The organism is Zobellia sp. OII3 (genome assembly GCF_002211465.1).
In the GTDB taxonomy this organism is placed as follows: domain Bacteria; phylum Bacteroidota; class Bacteroidia; order Flavobacteriales; family Flavobacteriaceae; genus Zobellia; species Zobellia galactanivorans.
This window is the reverse complement of record NZ_MWRZ01000001.1, coordinates 199,020-225,298: the sequence shown is the minus strand read 5'-3', so window position 1 is coordinate 225,298 and position 26,279 is coordinate 199,020. Positions and strand designations below refer to the sequence as shown.

20 protein-coding genes and 1 tRNA gene are annotated in these 26,279 nt (G+C 44.7%); 16 read left to right on the top strand and 5 right to left on the bottom strand.

Annotated elements, in window-relative coordinates:
- The first annotated feature begins 48 nt into the window (after positions 1-48).
- The 3 genes from gldM to B4Q04_RS00875 all read left to right on the top strand — a co-directional run bounded on the left by gldM (position 49) and on the right by B4Q04_RS00875 (position 3,714).
- On the top strand, positions 49-1,608 hold the full coding sequence (gldM, locus tag B4Q04_RS00885; RefSeq protein WP_013992515.1) for a gliding motility protein GldM: 1,560 nt from the start codon (positions 49-51) through the stop codon (positions 1,606-1,608).
- A 59-nt stretch (positions 1,609-1,667) separates the two neighbouring features.
- Positions 1,668-2,570, top strand: a complete 903-nt coding sequence (gldN, locus tag B4Q04_RS00880) for a gliding motility protein GldN (RefSeq protein ID WP_088695735.1) — start codon at positions 1,668-1,670, stop codon at positions 2,568-2,570.
- Between the two features lie 91 nt (positions 2,571-2,661).
- Positions 2,662-3,714 (top strand): NAD(P)/FAD-dependent oxidoreductase, encoded by a 1,053-nt coding sequence (locus B4Q04_RS00875; protein WP_088695734.1) that lies wholly within the window; start codon positions 2,662-2,664, stop codon positions 3,712-3,714.
- Here B4Q04_RS00875 and B4Q04_RS00870 read toward each other — a convergent pair.
- Positions 3,692-4,108 (bottom strand): DUF983 domain-containing protein, encoded by a 417-nt coding sequence (locus tag B4Q04_RS00870; RefSeq protein WP_013992512.1) that lies wholly within the window; start codon positions 4,106-4,108, stop codon positions 3,692-3,694. The genes B4Q04_RS00875 and B4Q04_RS00870 overlap by 23 nt on opposite strands.
- Before the next feature lie 137 nt (positions 4,109-4,245).
- Between B4Q04_RS00870 and B4Q04_RS00865 the strand changes: the two genes are divergently transcribed.
- The 7 genes from B4Q04_RS00865 (at position 4,246) to B4Q04_RS00835 (ending at position 14,468) form a co-directional block, all read left to right on the top strand.
- A complete protein-coding gene (locus tag B4Q04_RS00865; RefSeq protein WP_013992511.1) occupies positions 4,246-6,156 on the top strand; it encodes an ABC-F family ATP-binding cassette domain-containing protein in 1,911 nt (636 codons plus the stop codon).
- A 174-nt stretch (positions 6,157-6,330) separates the two neighbouring features.
- Positions 6,331-7,203, top strand: coding sequence for a leucine-rich repeat domain-containing protein (locus B4Q04_RS00860; RefSeq protein WP_088695733.1), 873 nt, complete (start codon positions 6,331-6,333; stop codon positions 7,201-7,203).
- 174 nt (positions 7,204-7,377) lie between these two features.
- Positions 7,378-8,514, top strand: coding sequence for an efflux RND transporter periplasmic adaptor subunit (locus B4Q04_RS00855; protein ID WP_088695732.1), 1,137 nt, complete (start codon positions 7,378-7,380; stop codon positions 8,512-8,514).
- Positions 8,514-11,825, top strand: coding sequence for an efflux RND transporter permease subunit (locus B4Q04_RS00850; RefSeq protein WP_088695731.1), 3,312 nt, complete (start codon positions 8,514-8,516; stop codon positions 11,823-11,825). Before B4Q04_RS00855 ends, B4Q04_RS00850 begins: the two co-directional genes overlap by 1 nt.
- Entirely contained in the window at positions 11,822-13,186 is a 1,365-nt protein-coding gene (locus B4Q04_RS00845) for a TolC family protein (protein WP_013992507.1), read from the top strand. Before B4Q04_RS00850 ends, B4Q04_RS00845 begins: the two co-directional genes overlap by 4 nt.
- Positions 13,187-13,255: 69 nt before the next feature.
- Positions 13,256-14,275 carry a Gfo/Idh/MocA family protein gene (locus tag B4Q04_RS00840; protein ID WP_088695730.1) on the top strand — a complete coding sequence of 340 codons (1,020 nt, stop codon included), beginning with the start codon at positions 13,256-13,258 and terminating at the stop codon, positions 14,273-14,275.
- 10 nt (positions 14,276-14,285) lie between these two features.
- The gene (locus tag B4Q04_RS00835) at positions 14,286-14,468 is read left to right on the top strand and encodes a CPXCG motif-containing cysteine-rich protein (protein ID WP_046287365.1); all 183 of its coding nucleotides are present in this window, start codon (positions 14,286-14,288) and stop codon (positions 14,466-14,468) included.
- A 2-nt stretch (positions 14,469-14,470) separates the two neighbouring features.
- Here the strand turns inward: B4Q04_RS00835 and B4Q04_RS00830 are convergent, their stop codons facing one another.
- Positions 14,471-15,151 carry a head GIN domain-containing protein gene (locus B4Q04_RS00830; RefSeq protein ID WP_046287364.1) on the bottom strand — a complete coding sequence of 227 codons (681 nt, stop codon included), beginning with the start codon at positions 15,149-15,151 and terminating at the stop codon, positions 14,471-14,473.
- 218 nt (positions 15,152-15,369) lie between these two features.
- Here B4Q04_RS00830 and B4Q04_RS00825 point away from each other — a divergent pair, with 218 nt between their 5' ends.
- The 6 genes from B4Q04_RS00825 (at position 15,370) to B4Q04_RS00800 (ending at position 23,676) form a co-directional block, all read left to right on the top strand.
- Positions 15,370-16,416 carry a formylglycine-generating enzyme family protein gene (locus B4Q04_RS00825; RefSeq protein WP_236630949.1) on the top strand — a complete coding sequence of 349 codons (1,047 nt, stop codon included), beginning with the start codon at positions 15,370-15,372 and terminating at the stop codon, positions 16,414-16,416.
- A gap of 70 nt (positions 16,417-16,486) precedes the next feature.
- A complete protein-coding gene (locus B4Q04_RS00820; RefSeq protein WP_161496032.1) occupies positions 16,487-17,020 on the top strand; it encodes a YceI family protein in 534 nt (177 codons plus the stop codon).
- Positions 17,021-17,056: 36 nt separating this feature from the next.
- The gene (locus B4Q04_RS00815; protein WP_088695728.1) at positions 17,057-18,244 is read left to right on the top strand and encodes a M20 family metallopeptidase; all 1,188 of its coding nucleotides are present in this window, start codon (positions 17,057-17,059) and stop codon (positions 18,242-18,244) included.
- Between the two features lie 197 nt (positions 18,245-18,441).
- Positions 18,442-20,775, top strand: a complete 2,334-nt coding sequence (locus B4Q04_RS00810; protein WP_088695727.1) for a PSD1 and planctomycete cytochrome C domain-containing protein — start codon at positions 18,442-18,444, stop codon at positions 20,773-20,775.
- 3 nt (positions 20,776-20,778) lie between these two features.
- Entirely contained in the window at positions 20,779-22,239 is a 1,461-nt protein-coding gene (locus tag B4Q04_RS00805) for a DUF1501 domain-containing protein (RefSeq protein ID WP_013992498.1), read from the top strand.
- Between the two features lie 3 nt (positions 22,240-22,242).
- Positions 22,243-23,676 (top strand): c-type cytochrome domain-containing protein, encoded by a 1,434-nt coding sequence (locus tag B4Q04_RS00800; RefSeq protein WP_088695726.1) that lies wholly within the window; start codon positions 22,243-22,245, stop codon positions 23,674-23,676.
- A 324-nt stretch (positions 23,677-24,000) separates the two neighbouring features.
- Here the strand turns inward: B4Q04_RS00800 and B4Q04_RS00790 are convergent.
- The 3 genes from B4Q04_RS00790 to B4Q04_RS00780 form a co-directional block, all read right to left on the bottom strand.
- Positions 24,001-24,074, bottom strand: a tRNA-Arg gene (locus B4Q04_RS00790).
- A gap of 162 nt (positions 24,075-24,236) precedes the next feature.
- Positions 24,237-24,632 carry a response regulator gene (locus B4Q04_RS00785; protein ID WP_013992495.1) on the bottom strand — a complete coding sequence of 132 codons (396 nt, stop codon included), beginning with the start codon at positions 24,630-24,632 and terminating at the stop codon, positions 24,237-24,239.
- A 4-nt stretch (positions 24,633-24,636) separates the two neighbouring features.
- Positions 24,637-26,202: a sensor histidine kinase gene (locus tag B4Q04_RS00780; protein ID WP_088695724.1), complete on the bottom strand. Its 1,566-nt coding sequence runs from the start codon at positions 26,200-26,202 to the stop codon at positions 24,637-24,639.
- Positions 26,203-26,279: the final 77 nt, after the last annotated feature.

Sequence of the window (26,279 nt, the reverse complement as noted above, 5' to 3'; positions counted from 1 at the left end):
TAGTTAACCCCAAATCGAACAATTAATCAAATCTAATTAGAAAAAAACATGGCAGGAGGAAAAGCAACACCACGTCAGAAGATGATCAATCTTATGTATTTGATCTTCATCGCTATGCTGGCGTTAAACATGAGTAAAGAAGTACTTGCAGCTTTCGGTATTATGAACGAAAAGATGGAGGCTTCTAACGCAAAGACCACAGAAAGTAACCTAGCTTTCTTAGATGGTCTAGAAACTAAAGCTTCCGAAGATTCGGAGAAATACGGAAAGCTTTATCAAGACGCCCAAAAAATCAAGCAATTGTCGCAAGATTATTACGACTATCTTGAGGGTCTTAAACAAGGAATGACAGAAGGTCTGGAAGATGCAAAAGATTATGCACGAATGGACAATTCCGATTTCTTAGATCAAAAATTCTTTCAAGGCGATAATCTTTCCGAAGGTGGAAAGGAGTTTATGAAAAGAATCAATGATTACCGTACACAAGTTGCGGCTATCGTACCAAAGGATTTGAAAGAATCTGTAAATGTCCGCTTCAAGACCGGTGATGAAAACGGTCAGGAAGTAAAAAGGGACGGTACAAAACAAGATTGGATCAATTACCACTACGAAGGATATCCCTTAGTAGCTTCTTTAGCCAAGATTACTGCGCTTCAAGCAGACGTTAAGGCCACTGAGGAAGACGCTCTTAAAAGAATGTTGGAAGGTGAGTTGACCAGCCAAGTATCACTTAAGAATTTTGCAACATCGCTACAGGCTAGTAAGTCTGCCTTTTATGCCGGTGAGAAGTACGACGGTAAGATTATCATTAGTAAAACCGATAATTCTTCTACACCAGTAAAAGCTGAGTTGACCCTTGATGGAAGAAAACTTTCTGAAGGTACCGACTATAAATTAGAGGCCGGTGGTGTTAAAATGTTGATCGGTGCAGGTGCTGCAGGTGATCACGTTGTAGAGGGTACATTGTACTTTAAGCAAGATGGCGAAGAGATTCCCGTACCGGTTAAGAATAGTTTTGCTACTATTAGCAAGCCTAATGCTGCTTTGATCGCTGCCGATAAGATGAACGTTGTTTATCGTGGTGTAGCTAACCCAATGAGTATTTCTATACCCGGTATACCTAATAACAAAGTTAACGCTTCTGCACCTGGTTTGAAATCAGTAGGTGGTAGCAAGTATGTTATGAACCCTGGTACAGGTAGAACGGTTACCATTACCGCATCTGGTAAATTACCCGATGGTCAGACCATATCTTCTAAATCTGAGTTCAGGATTAAGGATATTCCAAGACCTGCCGGTTCTGTAAGTAAGCAGACAGGTAGTGCTAAAATGCCTAGGGCCAACATGGAAATCGCTACTATCGGTGCAATGTTAGAGGACTTTGATTTTGACTTGAACCTTGCCGTTAGCGGATTTAAGTTCAAGGTTCCTGGTCAGCCTACCGTAAGCGTAAACGGAAACAGATTGAACGCTAATGCCAAGTCGGCCCTTAAAAGAGCCAAAAGAGGTGATGCTGTTCAGATATTTGATATCCAAGCTTACATTACAAATAACAAGAGTTATAAATTGAAGAAAGTATCTCCGGTTGTAGTGGAGATAACAAACTAATAACAACTAGTAAAACCGAGCGGTCTTCTGATCGCTCGGTAATTTAAAATTTTACAAACATGAATTGGAAAAATGCTTTAGTAATTGGTGCAGTAACTTTGTTACCGGTTTCCATGATGGCGCAGGCGAACATCTTGAACGCCAAAAAGCCCGAGGAAATAGGTATCAAGACCGAAGCTCAGAAAGCTTTGGACAATGATGCTCCCCTTGAGTATGGTTATGTTGATGATCGTGACATCCTTTGGTCTAAGACCGTTTGGGAAGTTATTGATCTCGACGAAAGGGTGAACTTCCCCTTATACTACCCTACTGACACTATCGATATAGGCAACGACAGAAGATCATTGTACGATGTGCTTATTAAGAACATCAAAAATGGTAGACTGAAAGATGTGTATGCGGATTCTTACTTTACCGATAAACGAAAGTTTAGTGATCTTGAGAGTACACTGCAAAAGGTAGATACTACCGATTACGGTTACGAACAGATCAATGCTGGGGAGGAATTGTCTCCTGAGTATGTAATGAAGAGAACCCTTACCGCAGCCGATATTGAGGAATACCGAATTAAAGGTATGTGGTATTTTGATAAACGTCAGGGTGAGCTAAAGTACCGCTTGTTAGGTATAGCCCCGGTTGCCCCGGATGTTAACTTTATTGATGATGACTCTATGGATCCCAGTGATGCCAAGGTTGAGCTTTTTTGGGTATGGTACCCAGATGCCCGACAGATATTGCATGAGGCCAAAGTCTTCAACCAAAGAAACTCTGCACAGCCTATCTCTTTTGATATGTTGCTTAACGCAAGACGTTTCAACGGTGTAATCTATAGGGAAGACAACGTTCATGGCGATCGAAAGGTAAACGATTATATCACCGACAACGCCTTGTTCCAATTGCTTGAAGCCACTAGGATTCAAGAGGTCATTAGAGACCGTGAACAAGATATGTGGGCTTACTAGACCCTAGAACATTCCAATTCAAATAGTATTTAGCGCCCCGACATTTTTTGTCGGGGCGCTTTTTTGATTGTCAATTTTCTACCTTTGGGACATGGTAGATTATATAATTGTAGGCCTGGGTTTGGCCGGTATTTCATTTTGTGAACAGTTAGAGGGGCACAATAAGACTTTTAAGGTCATCAACGATAATTCACAAACCTCTTCCAAGGTTGCAGGAGGGCTTTATAACCCTGTTATCTTAAAGCGGTTTACTTTGGCCTGGCAGGCCGATGAACAGTTGCAGGAGGCAAAGAGCTTTTATGCCGATTTGGAGGCCAAACTAAAGGTGAGGCTTGACTACGGGCTTCCGGTGTACCGACGCTTTCACTCCGCGGAAGAGCAAAACCAATGGTTTGAAGCTTCCGATAAAAAAGGCTTGGGCAAGTTTTTGAGTACGGACCTCATACCCAATACCAATGCCGGAATAGACGCCCCTTTCGGATTTGGCGAGGTAAAACATACCGGAAGAATAGATACCGAAGCGCTCTTGTCTTCCTATAAAAAATACCTCCTTGAAAAAGCATTGCTGCTAGAGGAGACTTTTGATTTTGACAACTTACGGCATACCGAAGAAGGTGTGGCCTACGGCACCCTGAGGGCCAAACGTATTGTTTTTGCCGAGGGCTATGGTTTAAAGAACAATCCTTTTTTCAACTACTTGCCGTTGCAAGGTTCCAAAGGCGAATATTTAATGGTCAAGGCACCCGACCTAAAAGAGGATAAGGCCATTAAGTCGGCCATATTCATTATTCCCCAAGGGGGCGATGTATATCGGGTAGGGGCTAATTATGAGCGGAACGACAAGACGAATACGCCTACCGAAGCCGCTAAGAACGGTCTATTGGATAAATTACGGGCCGTGTTGAAATGCGATTTTGAACTTATCGACCAAGTTGCGGGTATACGCCCTACGGTCGAGGATAGGAAGCCTTTGGTGGGCAGACATCCCAAAATGGAGCATATGTATGTGCTTAACGGCTTTGGTTCCCGAGGAGTGCTAATAGGGCCATCGGCATCGAAGCAATTGTACGGTTTTGTCGAAAACAGGGAGGCCTTAGACCCACAGCTCGATATAGCCCGTTTTACGCAGAAGTATTTTCGGTAGCTTTTTTATGGTATTCGGCCACGGCATTGGGGTCGTAGCCAATAAAGAAATTGATCCAGATGTTTCTTGAAAGTCGAATGATCAGGGGCATAAACACGATCATCGTGCAGACGATGGCAATAAAGGTGTTGACCAAGTTGGTCCCTACGAATAAAAAGCTGATGACGAATGCGGCTACGGCAAAGGCGATACCCACGGCATAGCTAACGTACATGGCCCCGTAAAAGAAAGAGGGCTCGATCTTATATTTGGTGCCGCAATGGGAGCAACGTTCGTGCATGTCGAAAATTTTACCCAAATGATAGGGGTTTTTGTCTTCGTACATACTCTCTTCATGGCATTTGGGACAACTTCCTGTTAAAATGCTGTATAGTTTGTTTCCTTTTTTTAACATTTGCAAAACTTTGGACAAAAGTACAATTTTGACTTTTCATTCAACGTAACGATTATTACAAATAATAGTTTTTTTCTTAGTAACAGAGTAAACCACCTTTTAGGCACGAAGCCTATCTTAATCTAGAATTTTATAGTATGTTGAACGTTCATAATCTTTCCGTATCCTTTGGCGGAGAATATCTTTTCGAAGAAATTTCATTTCGTTTGAACGGGGGCGACCGGGTAGGTCTCATCGGCAAGAACGGGGCGGGTAAATCAACACTCTTAAAATTGCTGTCAAAAGATATGCCTATTGATTCGGGTACGATCGCTACGGAGAAGAACATCAAGATCGGTTTTCTTCGTCAGGATATTGATTTTGTCGTGGGACGTACCGTTTTGGAAGAGTCGTATCAAGCGTTTGAGGAAATAAAGGCATTGGAGCTCAAGCTCGATGATATCAACCATCAATTGGCCGAACGAACCGATTATGAAAGTGAGATCTACCATCAGTTAATGGTCGATTTGAGCGATATTACACATCGGTATGAAATTTTAGGGGGGTATAATTACCAGGGCGAGACCGAAAAGATCTTGCTCGGCCTTGGTTTCAAGCGTGAGGATTTCGATAAAAAGACCGATACCTTTTCAGGGGGGTGGCGTATGCGAATAGAATTGGCCAAGTTATTGCTACAAAGCAACGATGTACTGCTTTTAGATGAGCCTACCAACCACTTGGATATTGAGTCGATCATTTGGTTAGAGCAGTTCTTGAACGGTTATACGGGGGCTGTTGTCATTGTTTCGCATGATAAGATGTTCTTGGATAACGTGACCAACCGAACCATAGAAATTTCGTTGGGCCGGATCTACGATTACAATAAGCCGTATTCACAATTTCTAAAACTTAGGGGCGAGATCAAAGAGCAACAGCTCAATGCCCAAAAGAACCAAGAAAAGGAAATTCAACAGGCCGAACGGCTTATCGAAAAGTTTAGGGCCAAAAGTACCAAGGCTTCCATGGCGCAATCGCTTATCAAGAAACTGGATAAGATGGAGCGCATTGAGGTGGATCAAGATGACAACGCCGTCATGAACCTGCGTTTTCCGGTTTCGGTAACGCCCGGTAAGGTGATAGCTGAGCTAGAAGGCCTTTGTAAAAGCTACGGAAGCAAAGAGGTTTTAAAAGATATCAACCTGCTGTTGGAACGTGATAGTAAAACCGCTTTCGTGGGACAAAACGGCCAAGGAAAATCCACATTGGCCAAGATAATGGTCGGGGATCTTGATTACGAAGGTAAAATGAAGTTGGGGCACAATGTGCAAATTGGGTATTTTGCCCAGAACCAGGCCGAGTACCTTGATGGGAACAAAACCATATTGGATACCATGATCGACGCCGCCAACGAAAAGAACCGAAGTAAGGTAAGGGATATATTGGGATCCTTCCTGTTTCGGGGAGATGAGGTCGAAAAATATGTAAAGGTGCTTTCCGGAGGGGAAAGAAACCGTTTGGCTCTGGCCAAAATGTTGTTGCAACCCTTTAATGTGTTGGTTATGGATGAACCTACCAACCACTTGGATATACAATCGAAGAATGTGCTGAAACAGGCATTGCAGAATTTTGACGGTACCCTGGTGCTGGTTTCGCATGATAGGGACTTCCTTCAAGGGCTGACCAATAAGGTGTATGAGTTTAAGGATAAAGGGATTAAGGAATATCTAGGCGATATCGATTTTTACCTTGAGCAACGTAAGGTCGAAGATTTTAGGGCCATTGAAAAAAAACAGGACCAACAAAAAAAGGCCGTAACGCCTAAATCCAGTGGCAACGATTTTAAGGATCAAAAGAGATTAAAATCACTTAAGAATAAATTGAGCAATGTAGAAAGTGATATTTCTAGACTTGAAAAGGAGATTGCCGAAATAGACCATCAGTTGATGATGGATTACGACGCTACCATTGCCAAGCCTAATTTTTTCGATGGCTATCAGAAGAAGAAAAAGCAATTGGAGCAGCTGATGGCCAAATGGGAAGATATTACCTTGGAACTTGAAAATTTCTAGAAAAAGGTCCAATCTAGGGCCCGTGTTTGTTCTCACAACAGATTATCGGGTTTTCACAACATATTCAAGCACTTAATCGATATTTTTTGTTTTTCGACCATGTTTAGTCTTACTTTGTAGGGTAATTCTCAGTGACTTACGCCCAAGCTTACTGTCAATCGAAAAAAACATGATATGAAAAATCTATTTAGTTGTCTGATACTTCTCTGCATTACCGTGCATACGGTATGGGCCGAAGTACCGAACAAAGAGAAAGAATTTCTTGTAGATCTTTACAATGCTACAGATGGGGATTCGTGGGAAAGGAAGTGGGATTTGACCGCTGATATAGAGACATGGCAAGGTATTACCGTGCGAAACAATCGTGTGGTAGAAATCAATTTGTTTAAAAATAACCTACAAGGAACGATCCCGGCCAGTATTGCCAATCTTGAAAAGCTTGAGAAGTTGAATTTGGCCTTTAACGGGATTACCGGCGAACTTCCGAAAGAAATTGCCCAGTTGTCAAGACTTCAAGTGCTAAAATTGGAAATGAACCGAATTAAGGGCGAACTGCCCGAAGAATTGGGTGGAATGCGAAGCCTTAGGGAATTTACCGCATTCAATAATTTCTTGACAGGAAGCATTCCCGAGAGTATTGGGGAAATCAAGAACTTAAAGGTGTTGAACCTTTCCAGTAATAGTTTAAAGGGAAATATTCCTAAATCGGTCGGTGGTTTGGCGCAATTGGAGAGCCTCGGTCTTTTTGAAAATACCTTGGAAGGAAGCATTCCTTCCGAAATAGGAGGTCTGACCAAATTGAAGGAGCTTGTGTTGGCCAATAACCAATTAGGCGGAGATGTACCCGTAGAATTCGGTCAGCTTGCAAGCCTAGAGGTATTACAGATACAAAACAATAAGTTTGATTCGTTCAAGAACTTGAAATCGTTGGAAGAGAAAGAATTCTTGGTATTCGATTACGATAGGGAAGACGATAAAATCGATTTCAAAAATGTAAAGTATGGCAAAACAAGAATGGCCGATACAAAATTTGAAGACGAAGAATAGAAAAATAGATTTCCATAATTTATTAGTTAGTTTGGTTAAAGGGATACTGTAGAGTATCCCTTTTTTTGTGCATAGTGCAAAAAACAATGTTTTAAGATACATTTAACTTAACGGGCTTAAACTATTAAATAGTTTTGTAGTCCAAGCATTTTTGGCCAAATAGCCCAACCACTTATGAATACAAGAAAGATCATCTTATCCATTATTGGTGTTTTACTGATTATAGTTTCTATCTACGGAGCCATAACCATTGTAAACAATAAGAAAAGACCAAGGCCTCAACCTGAAAAAATTGTCAAAACGGTTTTTGTAGATACGGTTAAAAACGGAACGGTTTCCATAGTCATTCCGGCTAACGGTAATCTTAGGGCAAAACAAAGGGTAGAACTCTATTCCGAGGTTCAAGGTGTCTTTAAAAGAGGACATAAGCTATTCAAGGCCGGGCAAGTGTATCGGTCGGGCGAGACCATTATCGGTATCGATGCTTCCGAATATGCCGCAAGTGTACAATCGGCCAAAAGCAGTTTGTACAATTTGATTACTTCCATAATGCCCGATTTAAGACTCGATTATCCTGAGGTCTTTCCGAAGTGGCAAAAATATCTCAGTGATTTCGATATGGATAAAAGTACGCCGGCTTTGCCCGAAATGACTTCTGAGAAAGAAAAGTACTTTATTTCCGGACGCGGTGTATTGACCAGTTTTTACAATGTTAAGAATTTAGAGCAACGCTTATACAAATACAGAATATCCGCCCCTTTCAACGGGGTGCTCACCGAAGCCTTGGTTACCGAAGGTAGCTTGGTAAGGTCGGGCCAAAAACTGGGCGAGTTTATCAATACCGATGTTTACGAATTGGAAGTGGCCATAGGTAAGGTCTATGGAGACTTGCTGATGGTAGGTGAGAGCGTAGAATTGGTCAACTTGAACCGAACAAAGACTTATAAGGGTAAGGTAACCCGAATCAATGGAAAGGTAGATCAGGCTTCACAGACCATCAAGGCTTTTATTGAGGTAAAAGATCCCAACCTAAAGGAGGGAATGTATCTTGAGGCCAGCCTCGATGCCAAGGAAGAAAAAGATGCCATAGAGATCGACAGGGGGCTCTTGCTCGAGAACGATAGGATTTTTGTGGTTAGGGACACCATTTTGGATGTCATTGATGTTAAGCCCGTTTATTTCTCCGAAAAAAAGGTAATACTAAAAAATGTCCCTGACGGATTGACCATTGTTTCCAAACCTGTGGTCGGTGCGTATGCCGGTATGCTGGTCAAGGTCTTTGATGAGACTAATGTAAAAACAGCGGAATAATGAGGAACATCATCTCTTATTTTATAAAGTACCATGTTGCGGTAGATGTCTTTGTCTTGGCCTTTATGATATTTGGTGTAGTCGGGGCGCTTTCATTGAAATCGAGTTATTTTCCGCTTACCGACTCAAAGAACATTACCATCAATATAACTTATCCGGGAGCTTCGCCTCAAGAGGTGGAAGAGGGTATCGTACTTAAGATCGAAGATAACCTCAAGGGCTTGGAGGGCGTGGATCGTGTTACTTCTACGGCGCGGGAAAATAGTGGTGTGATCAATGTTGAGATCGAGAAGGGTCGCGATATCGATTTTATGCTTCTCGAGGTAAAGAATGCGGTAGATAGGGTGCCTTCGTTTCCTACGGGGATGGAGCCTTTGATCGTCTCAAAACTTGAGGCCGTAAGGGAGACCATAACCTTCGCCATAAGCGGCGACCATATACCATTGGCTACATTAAAGGAAGTCGGTAGACAGGTCGAGAACGAATTGCGGACGATCGATGGCATTTCCCAGATAGAAATGAGCGGTTATCCCTTGGAGGAAATAGAGATTGCCGTTAACGAAAATAGCTTACTGGCCTATAATATGTCCTTTAGCGAAGTTTCGCAAGCGGTGGCCAATGCCAATATTTTGGTAACGGGGGGAAATATCAAGACCGATGCCGAGGAGTATTTGATACGGGCCAATAACAGGGCCTATTATGGCGATGAGCTTTCCAATCTGATTATTCGGGCCGATGCTTCGGGTAGTACGGTGCGGTTAAAGGATGTGGCCATCATACGCGACCGTTTTGAAGAATCGCCCAATGCTTCTTATTTTGATGGGAACCTTTCCGTTAATGCTTCTATCACCAGTACCAATACCGAAGATCTTTTGGGCTCTGCGGAAAAGGTGAAAGAATACATAGAAGATTTCAACCATAAACATAACAACATAAAATTGAGCGTGGTCAGTGATCGTAGTATCACCTTGAACCAGCGTACCGAGCTGCTTACCGAAAATGCTATAGTAGGTATGATCTTGGTGCTCATTTTCTTATCGTTGTTCTTAAATACGCGCCTGGCGTTTTGGGTGGCCTTTGGCCTGCCTATTTCCTTTTTGGGAATGTTCATTTTCGCCGGTTATTTTGATGTAACGATCAATGTGCTGTCGCTTTTCGGTATGATTATCGTAATCGGTATTCTGGTCGATGACGGTATTGTAATTGCGGAGAACATTTATCAGCATTACGAAAAGGGCAAGTCGCCTATACAGGCTGCCATTGATGGTACCATGGAGGTAATCCCTCCCATAGTTTCGGCCATTATCACCACATTATTGGCTTTTTCCATATTCCTGTTTTTAGATGGAAGGATAGGGGAGTTCTTTGGAGAGGTGTCGGTTATTGTTATACTGACCTTGACAGTTTCGCTAATTGAGGCCGTGATTATCCTACCGGCGCATTTGGCCCACTCAAAGGCCTTGAAGACCATAGATAAGGAGCCTACGACGGCCGTAGGGAAAGCTTTTGCAAAGTTGCGTGTTATCAACGAAATGGGAGACCGTTTTATGGTCTGGATGCGAGACAAGTTATACAGTCCGGCCTTGCGCTTCGGATTGCGCTACAAGGTGCTGATGTTTGCCTTTTTTGTGATGGCCTTGGTGCTTACTTTGGGCTCCGTAGGTGGTGGGATCATTAGAACCGCCTTTTTTCCAAGGGTGGCCAGTGACCGTGTTTCCGTAGAACTCTTGATGCCCAACGGAACCAATGAAAAGGTGACCGATTCCATTATCTCGTTAATTGAGGAGAAATCGATAATCGTCAATCAAGAGCTTACCGAAAAGTATTTAAAGGGAACGGGTAAGGTCTTGTTTGAGAACACCATTAGAAAAATTGGTCCGGGTAGTGCGGCCGCATCATTGGATATCAACCTTTTGCCGGGTGAAGAAAGACCTGATGAAATTAGTTCCGATATGGTGACCAACCGCCTGCAAGAATTGATGGGGCCGGTAATCGGAGTGGAAAGCCTTATCTATGGTTCGGGAGGAAATTTTGGGGGCAACCCTGTGTCGGTTTCCCTTTTAGGAAACAATATTGCCGAATTGAAGGCGGCCAAAAAGGAACTTAAGGCGGTACTTGAAAATAATGCCTTGTTGAAGGATGTAGCGGACAATGATCCTGCGGGAATCAAGGAAATAAGACTTGAACTAAAGGAAAATGCCTACTTGTTAGGCCTTGACCTCCGTACCGTAATGAACCAGGTCAGGGCTGGGTTTTTTGGTACACAGGCCCAACGTTTTCAGAGAGGGCAAGACGAAATTAAGGTTTGGGTACGGTACGATCGTGAAAACCGCTCATCGATTACCGACCTTGACGAAATGCGGATAGCTACGCCAAGTGGTGACCGCGTACCCTTAAAGGAAATCGCCAGCTATATCATCGAACGGGGCGATGTGGCGATCAACCACCTCGAAGGGCAGCGTGAAATTCAGGTTTCAGCCGATATTAAAGATGCTAAGACCACCAGTGCTACGGATATTATGGATGAAATCCGTACCGAGGTAATGCCCGAGATACAATCAAAATACCCTACCGTTAGCGCTTCTTATGAAGGGCAGAACAGGGAAGCCAATAAGATGACGAGTTCCTTAAGGGTAGTCGGTCTTTCGGTCTTGTTGTTGATTTATATTACCATAGCATTTACCTTCAGAAGTTTTAGTCAACCGTTGTTATTGCTTTTATTGGTGCCTTTCAGTTTGACCGCGGTGGCTTGGGGGCATTGGATCCATGATTTTCCCGTAAACATCTTATCCATGTTGGGTATTATCGCCCTTATCGGTATTATGGTGAACGATGGTCTTGTACTCATTAGTAAGTTCAATGGCAATCTGCGCGATGGAATGAAATTTGACGATGCCATTTACGAGGCAGGGCGTTCTCGTTTTAGGGCCATATTTTTGACGTCTATAACCACTATCGCAGGTCTGGCTCCCCTCTTGTTGGAAAAAAGTAGGCAAGCGCAGTTCTTAAAGCCTATGGCCATATCCATTGCTTATGGTATTGCATTTGCCACCGTGCTTACCTTGTTGTTATTGCCTTTGTTCTTGGCCTTTAGCAATAGGTTTAAAGTGACGGCCAAGTGGCTGAAGACGGGTGACGATATTACCAAGGAAGAGGTTGAGCGCGCCATAAAGGAACAAAAGGAAGAAGAACATATGTCTGAACGGCCAGAACATTTGTTGAAGGAGGCGTCAGAAGACAAAACGGGAACGACACAAACTGGGGAGGATATACCTACGACTACCCATCCAAAGAAACCAGAACAAGAATGATACATAAAATTGTAACTAGCCTTATTTTTCTTTGCCTTACGTTTGGGTTGAGTGCCCAAGAAAAACGTTTGTCTAAAGAAGAGGCCGTACGTTTGGCCCTCGAGCACAATTTTGGTATAAAGATGGCCAAAAACCTGACCAAAATTGCCGATAACAACCAAGGGATACTGAATTCGGGATACCTTCCCAGTTTGACCGGTACTGCCGGAGCCAATTACAATGACCTGAACAGTAGCACGGAATACCCCGGGCAGTTCGATACGTCGGGCGGCGCACGTGAAGACCTAGAGATCGATCATGCCGAATCGCAAACCTATAATGCCGGGTTGAACTTGAATTATACCTTGTTCGATGGACTAGGAAGGTTGTATAATTACAAAAGGCTAAAAGAACAATATCAGCTTACCGAGCTTCAGGCCAGGGAAACCGTAGAGAATACCTTGTTGCAATTGTTTAGCATCTATTTTGAGGTGGCGCGACTTACCGAGAACGAAAATGTGCTCAAGCAGGCCCTCGAAATTTCATTGGACCGTATTACACGGGCGGAATATGCTTTTGAATACGGGCAAAATACCAAATTGGATATTTTAAATGCCCAGGTCGATGTTACCAATGACAGTATCAACCTGTTGAACACCAAACAGCAACTGGCCAATACAAAACGCGACTTGAACGTTGTGCTCAATCAAAGTCTGAGCGAGGACTTTCAGGTAGATACCATTGTCAAGTTTATTCCGCGTTTGCAATTGGACGAATTGATTGCCCAGGCACGGGAAAACAATGTATCCATACTTCAGGCGGAACGCAACCTGAACATTAACGAATACGATATCAAGGTCAATCGTTCGGGGTATTTGCCGCAAATCGGTCTGACGGGTTCCTACGGATGGAACCTAAACCAAAGTGCGCCCAATTCGTTTTTGCCGGGCCAAGTTATTCCCGGGAGTAACCGGTCTAGCCTTACCTTCGGTTTGGGGGCGAGTCTGACCTGGAATCTCTTTGATGGGGGAAGGACCACTACCTTGCTCAAGAATTCTAAAATAAGCTATGAAAACCAAGAGTTGCTTCAAGAACAAGTAGAGCTTGAAGTCGACCGTGATATTCTCAATGCCTTGGCGAGCTATGAAAACCGCTTGAACATTTATGAGATCCAAGAGCAGAACGTAATCACCAACCGCAACAATTTTGAGCGCTCCAAAGAACAGTTTCAATTGGGGCGGATTACGTCTATAGAATTTCGTCAGGCGCAGATCAATCTTTTGAATGCCCAGACCAATAAGAATTTGGCCAAGTATGACGCCAAATTGGCGGAATTGCAATTGCTTCAACTTACGGGGCAATTGTTGAATGTTGAACTGTAACCTAATAGCTTGGTTTGTCGCTTACGTAATTTCTTCGTAGTATAGTCGAAACTCCAAAATAGCTTTTACATGTCGCAAATCGGTATCGGAATCGTGGGTACGGGATCCATCGTACGCACCTATCTCAAGTGTATTTCAGAAATGGCAACGGCCAAGGTCGTGGCGCTATGTACTACATCTCCCTATAGGGCTAGGGAAGTTGAGGCCGAATTCGGATATCCGGTCTTTAGTGATTACCAAGAGTTTCTTGCCGAAAGCGATATCGACCTTGTATGTGTGTGCAACGAGAGCGGTAAACATGGGGAGGCGATCGAGGCTGCGGCAATGGCGGGCAAGCATATTTTAAGTGAAAAACCCTTAGAAGTAACCACGGAAAAGATAGATGCCCTTATCACCTTGTGCAAAGAACGCCAGGTTTATTTGGGCTGTGTTCTTCAAAATCGATGTGCGGCGGACTATAAACGTGCCGAGGAGGCCATACGGTCGGGTAAGTTGGGGAAGCTGCTTATGGGAAACGCCAGTATCGATTGGTATCGGTCAGAAGACTATTATGCAAAGAGCGAATGGCGCGGTACCCTGGCTTTGGATGGTGGTGCGGCCTTTATCAATCAAGGCATCCATACCATAGATTTACTTATGAACCTTATGGGCCCCGTTGTTTCGGTCTATGCCCATGTGCAAACGAGGGTACACAAAATTGAAGGGGAAGATGTGGGCGCTGCCCTCGTGAATTATAGCAATGGGGCCATCGGCACCCTTACGGCAGGAACGGCCCTTTATCCTGGCTATCCCGAGCGCTTGGAGGTGTATGGGGAGAAAGGTAGTATCATTATGGAAGGGGGGCAGATCATTGCTTGGAATGTCGAAGGGGAAGACCCTAAAGGTGTATCGTCGGAAACCTTGGGGAGTGGGGCTTCGGATCCGACCGCAATCGGTCATGAAAACCATAAAACGGTACTCGAAGATATGGTCGAGGCCATCCAGATGAAGCGGCCGCCAATGGTAGATGGAGAGGAAGCCAGAAAATCCGTGGCACTTATAAATGCCATTTACGAGTCGTCAAAGCGGCGTAGTTTGATTCACCTATAACCCGATACGCATGTACGAACACTTTTTTCAATGCCCGTATTGCTGGGAAGAGATATCTATGTTGATGGACCCGTCCGTAAGCAAACAGACCTATGTCGAAGACTGTGAGGTCTGTTGTAATCCGATAGAGGTAAGTCCGCAATTCCAAGATAACGAACTGGTAGCCTTTGAAGCCCGTGATATTGAGCAATAGGCTTAATCCATTTCTTTGATCTTTCCTCCAAAGACTTTGTCCTTTTCAACGCTTTTAGGGTTTCCGTAAATGTAGATGGATCCACCTGCACGTACTTTGGCGCTAACTTTTTCGGAGGCGTTTACGTCGGCCCTTCCCCCGGCATTGACCACTACCGTGGTTTCCTTGGTGTCAAGCTGCTTATTGTAGGTTTTTCCTCCCGTATTCACCATAATCTCTTGCTGGTCGGCCGAACCGCTAAGGGTTACTTCCCCGCCGGAAACGGATTTAGTATAAAGATCCTTGATGTCCACTTTTAGTTCTATCTGTCCTCCCTCTTGGGTCTTGATTTCAACGCGTTCCCCTTTTACCGTTTCGTCGGATTGTATGCTTGCGTTTTCGTTCGCATCGATCAAGGTGAGTTCCTCGGTGTAGTATAGGGTGGCTTTTGCCTCGTTCCCATCTAAGAAATTATCGAACTCCATTTTTATCTTTAGGAGTCCGTTCTTGTTGGAGATGTTTACTTCATCCTTGTCATCGCCGGTAATGACCAATTTGTTCTCGTTGCTTTTTACAAGTTTAACGATAATACGATCGTAGACTTTGAGTTCGTTGAACTTTTCCAGGGTTTTTGTATTTGACTTTTGAGCCAATACACCTGCCGATACGAACAGGGCAAGGACGAGTAGTTTTATTTTTTTCATCGCGCTTATCATTTCTAGTGTAGGCCCAAATATAGGCTATTTTTGGTGAAGCGATTTTGTGGACCGTGCCCCACAATGTTATGCCATCATTGGTTTTGTTGCTTTTTCAAACAAAAGCTGTAAGTCTTGTTATCTCTTTGTCCGTACTGTGTTTTTAAGGCGGGCGGGTTTGTGTTCTATCGATAAAAAAAGCTATTTTTAACAAAAACCAAACATCAATGCAAATTCCGTATACTAAAGTTACCATGGCAGTCTGCCTTCTAGGCGTGATGCTACAGTCTTGTAAAACTTCAAAACCAGCGGCAGAAACCCCAGTTCCAGAAGCAAAGACGGAGACCCCGTCTACCGCTAAAGCCGTTCCGGAAGCTGTTGAAGGTTATACTGAAATCGTACCCGGCACCGATAAGGGGTTTAAGATGGTTTACATCCCCGCGGGAAAATTTACCATGGGTAGTCCAGAAACTGAAGCGAACAGAAAGGCCGATGAAGGACCTCGGAAGGAAGTGGAACTCGACCCCTTTTATATGGCCCAACATGAATTGACTTGGGATTTGTTCGAACTGTTCTTTAAGCAGAACAAAGAGCTATTTGTTAAATTGGAGAATGATAAGGTGATGAAAATCGATGCGATCACCCGACCAAGCCCACCATATGAGGATCCTTCCTATGGTATGGGCAAGGACGGTTTTCCTGCCGTGAGTATGTCGGCCTATTCGGCCTTGGTCTATTGCAAATGGCTCAGTACCGTGACCGGAAAATTCTATCGATTGCCTACCGAGGCGGAATGGGAATATGCCGCAAAAGCGGGAACACAAACGGCCTACAGTTTTGGGGATGACCTTGCGCAATTGGATGACTATGCGGTCTATTATAAAAACTCCGATGGGAAGTATGCCAAAGTAGGAAGTAAAAAACCGAATCCTTGGGGCTTGTACGATATGCACGGAAATGCCGCGGAATGGACCTTGGACGAGTATAAGAGCGATGCCTATGCCACAACCGATGCTAAAAATCCATGGGTGACACCCACGGTAATACACCCGAGGTCGTACAGAGGGGGCTCATGGGACGATGATGCCGATAAACTGCGTTCATCCGCTCGGTCGGCCTCAAGTCTGAAACAACAAAAAAGAGATCCCCAGATCCCAAAGAGTTTTTGGTGGTTTACCGATTCCAATTATGTTGGCTTTCGGTTGGTGAGTCCTAAGAAACAGCCCAGTCCTGAAGAGCAGAAAAAGTTCTGGCAAATTGTTTTGGACGAATAGTAGGGCGTACTAAGTCAGGTTGAAATAGAATTAATAACGCCAATCACTTAATTGGCTCCATATGCTTACAATGAAAAATATATGTTTAGTATGGCTTTTGGTCGCTTTTACCTTTGTGGGAAGGGCACAAGATGAATACGTACTTTCCGATCAGAGTAAATTGACGATCAGTGGCACTTCTACCGTGCACGATTGGACGGTTGCGGCTAATGCCCTTTCGGGCCGATTGGGTTACGACGGTACGGCGCCTACCGAAATCGATTTTGAGGTGGCCGTCGAGAATATTCAGAGTGAACGTGGAGCGGCCATGGATAAAAAAATGCACGCCGCCCTTAAGAAGGAAGAGCACCCGACCATAACGTTCAAACTTAAGGAAGTAAAGGATAAATCGATTTTTGTAGGGGTGCTGAACATCGCAGGTGTAGAGAATTCCGTGGAGATTCCGGTCGATATGGAATCCGATTCCGAAGGATTGAAAATTACAGGAAAAAAGCAATTGACCTTACAAGATTATGGAATGGAACCCCCCACGGCGATGTTCGGGCAGATTATCGTAGGGGACGAGGTTACCGTTAATTTCGATCTGCGCTTCTCAAAAAACTAAGGTGTTTTCGGAGGTCGGCTTTTAAAAACCTTTTCTATGGATGAACGTCAAAAGATTAAAAGGCTTGCCGCCCAATATGCTCCCGAGTTTGTTTCCGTAAGAAGGTATCTGCACCAGCATCCTGAGCTTTCCTTTCAAGAACACCGTACCTGTGCCTACCTTAAAGAACAATTGTTGTCGCTAGGGGTGACCGATATTGTATCGGTTGCCGAAACGGGCCTTTTGGCTACCATCCATGGGGGGCGAGCGGGAAAAACGGTACTCTTACGGGCCGATATCGATGCCTTGCCCATTCAGGAACGCAATGCGGTCGATTATGTTTCCAAAAACGATGGGGTCATGCATGCCTGTGGTCACGACGCCCATAGTGCCTCGCTTTTACTCTGTGCCAAGATTTTAATGGAATTGAAGGAAGATTTTTCAGGAAGCGTAAAGCTGCTTTTTCAACCTGCGGAAGAGTTGAGTCCAGGTGGAGCGAGTGCGGTCATCCGTGAGAAGGCCTATACGGCTTTAGGAAGCCTTCCGCATTTAGGGCAACACGTACGGCCCGATATCCCGGTGGGAAAGGTAGGTTTCCGCTCCGGAAAGTTTATGGCCAGTATGGACGAACTTTTTTTAACGGTCAAAGGGAAAGGGGGGCATGCCGCCATGCCCGAAAAGACCATAGACCCCGTTTTGATCGCTTCCCATATCATAGTGGCCGCCCAGCAATTGGTCAGCCGTAGGGCCGATCCCAAAATACCTTCCGTACTTTCTTTTGGAAAGGTAATCGCCGATGGGGCTATAAATGTCATTCCTGATGAGGTGGTCATAGAAGGTACGTTCCGAACATTGGACGAAGATTGGCGAAAGACCGCTTTGGGACAACTCGACAAATTGGTGACGACACTGGCCGAAGCCATGGGAGGCCGTTGCGAGCTAAAGATCAACCACGGCTACCCGCATTTAAAAAACGAGCCTGTACTGACCGAGCGGCTAAAGGCCTTGGCCGAAGACTATCTCGGCAAGGAAAACGTGTTAGGGTTGGACCAATGGATGGCTGCGGAAGACTTTGCCTATTACAGCCAACAAAGTCCCGCCTGCTTCTACATGTTGGGTGTGGGCAATGCGGAAAAGCATATTGGCTCGGGCTTGCATACCCCCACCTTTGATATTGATGAGTCCGCCCTTGAGGTCGGCGGGGGACTCATGGTCTGGTTGGCCTTAAGTACACTCTCGGCCTAACCTCTCTATGTCTGCTTTGGCCTTGATGTATTTTTATCTTTTGATTGATAGTTTTGGTGATTTTATTGAAAACGAGGCTGAATATTCAAAAAATACTAAAGAATAGCGAAAAAGTACAACTCATTGAGTTGCCGACAGAGCCCTAAACGATTACTTTTAAGGAATAACATTAAGTGTATAATGTACTATTCCTAAAAATGAAATATAAGGTAATTATTGCAGTAGCTTTGGCAAGTTTGATCGGTTTTCTTTTCCTATATAAGAAAGGGGTATTCGATAGGGAACAGAATGCCTATTCCGATATGAAGCTTCCTGAAACCGTAGATTACAATTTTCATATCAAACCTATTCTTTCCGACAATTGTTATACCTGTCACGGACCCGATGCCAATAAAAGAAAGGCGGGCTTGCGTCTCGATTTGGAAGAGGCAGCTTTTAAGGAGCTTTCCGAAAACCCCGGACACTATCCCATCGTTTCTGAAAATTTGAAGAAAAGCAGGTTGTACCAGGTCGTCGTTTCCGATGATGACGATGTGTTGATGCCCCCTCCCGATTCAAAATTGGCCTTGAATTCCTATGAGAAGAAATTAATAAAAAAATGGATCCAACAAGGGGCAAAGTTCGAAAAGCACTGGGCTTATATTCCTCCTAAAAAGAAAAGCGCCCCCCAAACGGAAAACACACAGTGGGTGCAGAACGAAATCGATGGTTTCATTTTGGAAAAACTGGAAGAAAAAGGTTTGGTCCCTTCGGAAAGGGCAGCCATAGAAACCTTAATACGACGGATAAGCTTAGATTTAACGGGTTTGCCGCCCCAGCTAGAGCAGGTGGAACAGCTTAGGTCGGAAACCGATGTAGCCAAGATCATTGATACTTTTTTAGCGTTGCCCGCCTATGGTGAACGTATGACGCAGTCTTGGCTAGACGTTGCCCGCTATGCCGATTCGCACGGATATCAAGACGATAGTTACCGTACCATGTGGCCTTGGCGTGATTGGGTTATCCATGCGTTCAATAAAAACTTGCCCTATGACGAGTTTTTAACTTGGCAGCTGGCCGGTGATCTATTGCCCAATGCAACCAAGGAGCAGATACTGGCCACGGCCTTTAACCGCAACCACCCCATAACCCAGGAAGGAGGGGTAATCCAAGAAGAGTATCGTACCAATTACGTTTTGGATCGCACCAATACACTGGGGAAGGGCATTTTGGGGATTACCTTGGAATGCGCCCAATGCCATGACCACAAGTACGACGCCATTTCTCAGGCCGACTATTTTGAGATGTTCGCCTTTTTTAATCAGGTCAATGAAAAGGGCTTGCAGATGGATGCCGTTCAGGCAGGAAGGCGAAAATTCTTTGCCGACCCCCCTTATATCACTATTTCAAAGGAGGAAACGGAAGACGTTTTATCGTTTATCCATATGGATAGCCTGTCGCAGATCAATGTGATGGTGATGAACGATTCGGCTTCGCGAACGACCCATATATTAAACAGGGGGCAATATGATCAACCGGCAGATTCGGTGAGCCCTAAAACGCCCGAGGCCATTTTGGCCTTTTCCGATGACCTTCCAAAGAATAGATTGGGACTTGCGCAGTGGCTGGTCGATAAAGAAAATCCGCTAACGGCAAGGGTATATGTAAACCGTATTTGGGCCATGTTGTTCGGTAAGGGCTTGGTAGAGACCTCCGAAGATTTCGGAGTTCAGGGAAGCCTGCCTACCCACCCCAAACTATTGGATTGGCTGGCGGTAGATTTTGTGGAACACGATTGGGATATCAAGTACCTCCTAAAAAAGATAATGCTATCGGCAACCTATCAGCAAAAATCGGAATTGCGGTCCGATCTCAAAAAGGCCGATCCCGAAAACAAATTGTTGGCACGGGCACCGCGCTTTAGAATGAGCGGTGAGATGATCAGGGATTATATTCTGGCCACAAGCGGCTTGCTCAACCCTGAACTGGGAGGGCCTAGCGTAAAACCTTACCAACCTGCGGGTCTATGGGAAGAGACCAATGCGGGGGGCCACCGCGGGGTACTTACCAAATACGTACCCGATACCGGGGAAGATTTGTACCGTCGTTCGTTGTACACCTTTTGGAAGCGGACTTTACCACCGCCGAACATGACGATTTTTGATGCGCCTACAAGGGATTATTCGGAAGTACGGAGGCAGAAGACCAATACGCCCTTACAGGCCCTGGTGATGCAGAACGATACCCAGGTATTGGAAGCGGCAAGGGTCTTGGCACAACGTTGTATAGAGGCCACCCCCGATGATCCCGATATTGTGGCGACCCTATTTAAGCGCATACTTGTGCGGAGTCCGAGGGAAGAGGAGTTATTGACCTTGAACGGTTATTACCACAGCGCATTGGAGCAATACAAGAACGATAGTGAAAGTGCAGAAAAGCTGATCGCGGTCGGTGAATACGAACAATTACCGGTCGATCCCGGAAAAACGGCAGCCCTGATGCTTACGGCACAGGTGATTTACAATTTAGACGAAACCATTACAAAAGAATAGGCCATGAAAGAAGACGAAAACCAAAAAGAAAATCCGCTAAAGGGAAATCGACGCCATTTTTTTTCACAACTGAGTGTGGGTATCGGTTCCTTGGCCTTAGGGTCATTGTTGATTCCCGATTTGTTCAAGGGAGGCAATGCCCAACCTTTGACCCAGCCCTTGGGGATACCCCATTTTGCCCCCAAGGCGAAAAGGGTAATTTATTTATTCCAGGCCGGGGCACCCTCACAATTCGAGTCGTTCGACTATAAGCCGACCTTGCGCAAACGTATGGGGGAAGACTTGCCCGAATCGATACGGAACGGACAGCGCCTGACCGGAATGACCGCAGGGCAGGACAAATTTCCATTGATGCCGGCGGCTACCAATTTTAAGCAATACGGCGATAGCGGAACGTGGATCAGTGACTACTTTCCCCATATCGCAAAAATAGCCGATGATATCACGGTGGTACGCAGTATGCATACCGAAGCCATTAACCATGACCCCGCCATTACCTTCTTTCAAACCGGAAGCCAGATTTCGGGTCGTCCCAGTATGGGGTCATGGATGAGCTACGGTTTGGGAAGCGAAAACAAGAACTTGCCCTCTTTCGTTGTGCTTACCTCACGGGGTAAGGGCAATAGCCAAGGACTGTACTCCAAACTATGGTCAAGTGGTTTTTTAGATTCCAAACATCAGGGGGTACTATTGCGTTCGGGCAAAGATCCGGTATTGTACTTGAACGATCCCGACGGTATTTCAAGATCCGACAAGCGCCATTTGTTGAACGAGGTTTCCCAATTGAACAAGCTACACCATGTGGAGACGGGCGACGATGAGATAGAATCGCGTATTGCCCAGTATGAAATGGCCTACCGTATGCAAATGTCGGTGCCGGATGTCATGGATATTTCAAAAGAACCGGAATCGATTATCAAACTGTACGGTGAAGACTGTCAGGTGCCGGGTACCTATGCCGCAAACGCCTTACAGGCACGAAGATTGGCGGAAAATGGCGTACGCTTTATACAACTCTATCACCAAGGGTGGGACCAACACGGTAATTTGCCCAATGCCATGGCAGGCCAGGCCAAAGATGTGGATCAGGCGTCTGCCGCCCTGGTCATGGACCTGAAGCAGCGGGGCATGTTAGAAGATACCTTAGTGGTTTGGGGCGGTGAATTCGGTAGGACCAATTATTGCCAAGGCAAATTTGATCCGACCGATTTCGGTAGGGACCACCACCCAAGGGCCTTTAGCATTTGGATGGCCGGAGGCGGTATCAAACCCGGACTCAATTACGGGAAGACCGATGAGTTTGGATACAACGTTATTGAGAATCCCGTACACGTAAATGACTTTCATGCGACTTTAATGCATGCCATGGGACTTGATCACGAGCAATTGACCTATAAATATCAAGGTCGGCGATTTCGATTGACCGATGTGGCCGGTAATGTAGTCAAAGACCTTTTAGCGTAGCCGATGACCGATATTTTAAAAAAACGTTGGGTAGATTATACCGTTTTGGGCCTATCCGTATTCCTGGTATTTTGTTTGGTTTTTGATGCGTATATCGTACTGCCCAATCTGGTGGCGTGGTTGGGACGTTGGCATCCCTTGGTGCTCCACTTTCCGATCGTACTCTTGCTTATAGCTGCTTTTTTAGGGTTGACGGGAAGGCCAATTCCACATCGCTTGTTGGTCATAGCCGTATTATCGGCCCTGCTTACCGCTATATCCGGTTTTTTTCTCGGAAAGGAAGCGGCCGTAAAGGGCGATTTGCTCTTTTGGCACCAGTGGATGGGCGGCGCCGTGGCCCTTATGGCATCGGTATGGTACCTTCTGAGCGATAGGGGGCTGGACCGTACGGTTTACGTGAAAGGACTTCAAGTTGTTTTACTCGTTTTGGTAGGGTTTACGGGACACTATGGTGGAATGGTGACCCATGGGGAAGAGTTTTTGGCCCTTCCGACATCAAAAAAACAAAAAGAGATACCCGAAAACCCAATAGTGTATACCGACGTGGTGGCGCGTATCTTGGATGACAAATGCGTGTCTTGCCATAATGCCAATAAAAAGAAGGGGGAATTGCTGATGACCAATATGGCGGAACTGCTGGAAGGTGGTAAAAGCGGGCATACGATTGTTGCAGGGGAGCCCCTTAAGAGCGAATTGATAGGCAGGTTACACTTGCCCTTGGAAAACGAAGAACATATGCCTCCCGAAGGGAAAACGCCCCTGACGGATGCGGAAATCAAAATCTTGGAAAGATGGGTGGCCTTAGGGGCTTCCGATACCTTGCGTTTTGATCAATTGCCCAAAAGCGAACCCTTGGTCGCACTGATCAAAGGGCTTATGGAGCCCGACGCCATGTCAAAATGGGCGGACTTGCCCTTCGTGGCCGATAGCACCCTACAAAACTTGGGATCGGATTATCTGACGATTGAGCGGGTGGCAAGCAATTCCAATGCATTGAGCGTTGATGTGTATTTGCCGCCCGAGTACGATCCAGCGGCTATTGTGGCCATGGAGCGTATTGCTGGCCATATTGTGGAACTCGACCTGAGTGGTCTGCCCATAGGGGGCACGGAAATGGATTTTGTTGCAAAATGCCAAAATCTGGAATGGTTGGAAATCGACAAAACCCCTATAGGTGACAGCGAACTTAAAAAGTTGGCGAGCTTGAAAAACCTGAAGTTCTTAAAGACCTATGCCACTTCCATTACCGATAAGAGTATACCGGTCTTTGAAAATATGAAGGGACTAAAAAACCTCTATGTGTATCAAACCGGCATTTCTAAGGAAGCTCTTGAAAAACTTCAGACCAAGAGCCCAACGCTGTCCGTCAACTATGGCGTCGACCCGGAAATTGAAGCGTTTTTCGTGGCTGGCGATTCCGTGGTTGTAGCGAAATAGTTTAATATCTTGTTTTTACAGGAAAAGCACTGGCCCTATAGGGCTTTTGCCGTTTCTGAAGTCCCTGTTGTTGAAGAGGTTTTCAAACCAATGGTTAGCCTGGTGAAAAGGCATAAAAAAAGGCTTCCGATAATTCGGAAGCCTTTTTACTAAGAGTGATCGCGCCAGGATTACCTTTAGTGTTCCTTTTTTATCAATGGTGCAAATAGAAAACCATGGGCTGTCGTCCCGGTCCATTGTTTTTTTCCAAAACCTAAAACTTTGTTTTGGTTTTTCCATAAAACAAAGAACCATGCTCATAAGAGCATGGTTTTCTGAGTGTCGTGATCGCGCCAGGATTCGAACCTGGGACCGTCTGCTTAGAAGGCAGATGCTCTATCCAGCTGAGCTACGCGACCATTTCAAAAGCGGTGCAAAGATAGTTTATTTTCGTAAAAAAAAGGACAGGTGGCGGCAAAAATAAGATTTTGTTGAAAAATAGGGGGTTTTTCAACGGATCTGCAGGGACTTGGAAGTGGGTTTTGCCCCTAGGAGTGGGGTTCGGCGCGTAGTCAGTATGGTTATTTTGAGCTTTCAAATTTTGATTCGTACAGCTTTTGGCGTATGATTTCAAATTCCGAAGTCAATTCGTATTCGTCTATGGGTTTTTTGAGAATGTGGATCGGGCCGGTCTTTCGGGCGCTTTCCAAGGTGCCTAAATCGGAGCTTCCCGTAATATATACAAAAGGAATTTTGTATTTCTCCTTAATGAATGTAGCCGTTTCAATGCCATTGAGCGTTCCCGATAGTCCTATGTCGAGCAGCACTACGTCGGGCATGTACGACTCTATGATGTAGAGCGCATCTTCACCATTGTCGGCCGTCTTTACATGCGTGCTGCCCACATTGGTAATGATGTGCTCAATGAACATTTGTATAATCAGGTTGTCTTCTACTATTAGAACTTTTGTAGTCATACTGTTAAGATATCTGTTCAATTTCTTGAAACGTTATTATATAATGAGTGCCCTCTTCGCTATTGTCTTTTTCTATGTTGCCTTTTAATTGTAGGGTGAGCATATGAATGAGTTTTAGGCCCAATGATTTGGTATTCCTAAAGTTCACCGTTTCTGAAAAACCGCTTCCGTTATCCCCAATGTGTAAAAGGTAGTTGGGGTATTGTGCTTTTTCGAATTTGATGGTAATGAGACCCTTGTCTTTGTTTTTAAAACCGTACTTCAATGAGTTGGTAATGATTTCGTTGATCATTAGGCCTAGTGGTACCGAGGTATCAAGGTTCAAATGAAGTTCTTCGGCTTCAAGTTTTAAATCGATTTCCTTTTTTCGGCCCTTCATGGAAGCGATCAAGGTCGTAGCCAGTTGGTTGACGTAGCGGCCATAATCGATTCTATTCAGGTCGTTCGATTTGTAGAGCATTTCATGTATAATGGCCATGGAATTGATACGGTATTGGCTGTACCTGAACAAGGCCTTTATCTTTTCGTCGTTTATAAAACTCGATTGTAGGCTTAAGAGACTGGTAATGACCTGTAAATTGTTCTTTACGCGGTGGTGTATTTCTTTTAAGAGGGTATTGCGTTCGTTGAGTTGCTGGGTGACGATCCTGTTAAGGGTGTTGACTTGCCTATTCTTCTTATAGAGCATATAGACGATGCCCAATAATAAGAGAAGGCCAAGGGTTAGAATGGCCGAGGTGATATAGGTCGATTTTTTGTATTCCGACAATTGGCTCTGTATGGATGCAAGGTCGGGTTTGGTATAGAGGGTCCATATATGCTTCCCTTCATGGCTTATATTACGAACATGGTAATAGGGATCGCCGGAGGGGTCTTTTTGATTAAGGTCGATTTTAGTGGTTTCGTATGATTTCTCGTTATCACTACTATAGAAAACCTCGTTTTTTGAATTTAGAAAACTGATGTGTTGTCCCTTAAAGTTATCCAGCCATTTTGTGGCGTTGAGGTTCAGCCCTACGACACCTTTGACTTCATGTTGTAAAAAGATCGGGGTAAAAAACCGGATGGTCGGTCTATGTGGAACTTCCACTTCATGGTTTTCTATGTTGAGGTCGATATTCGAAATGTATACCTCTCCCTTGGGCAAGGTCAGTGCCTTTTTAAAATAGTCTCGGTCACCTTTGTATTGATTATTGGTGTTGGCCGTATCGTTTTTGTTCTCGATCCGGATGGTTTCCATGCCATTACGGTCGATTAGGCGGACTTGAAAATAATTGTTGTCGATATTGAGAAAACGGGCCAGTTTCTGTTGGGTGATTTCTATAGGAATATTCGTTTTAAGGTCCAGTTCGATAAGATCCCTTAGAAAAATGACATTCTTTTTACTGATGTTGTAGAGTTCAAAAAGTCGCGATTCCGCATCTTTAAGTTTGTTCTTGGTCGTAATCTCCTCTACGAGGGAGATATTTTTTTTATACAGATTGATGCGTTGAACGGAAAGGTTCCACACAATACTACACGTAATCAAGAATAGTAGGGTCGATGCGATTATTAGTTTTTTTCCCAGCATTGATTCTATTCTTAGGGTTGTAGATTTATATGAGTTTAAGCCTTGTCAATATGATTTTTTCATCATGTAGAGCAGTT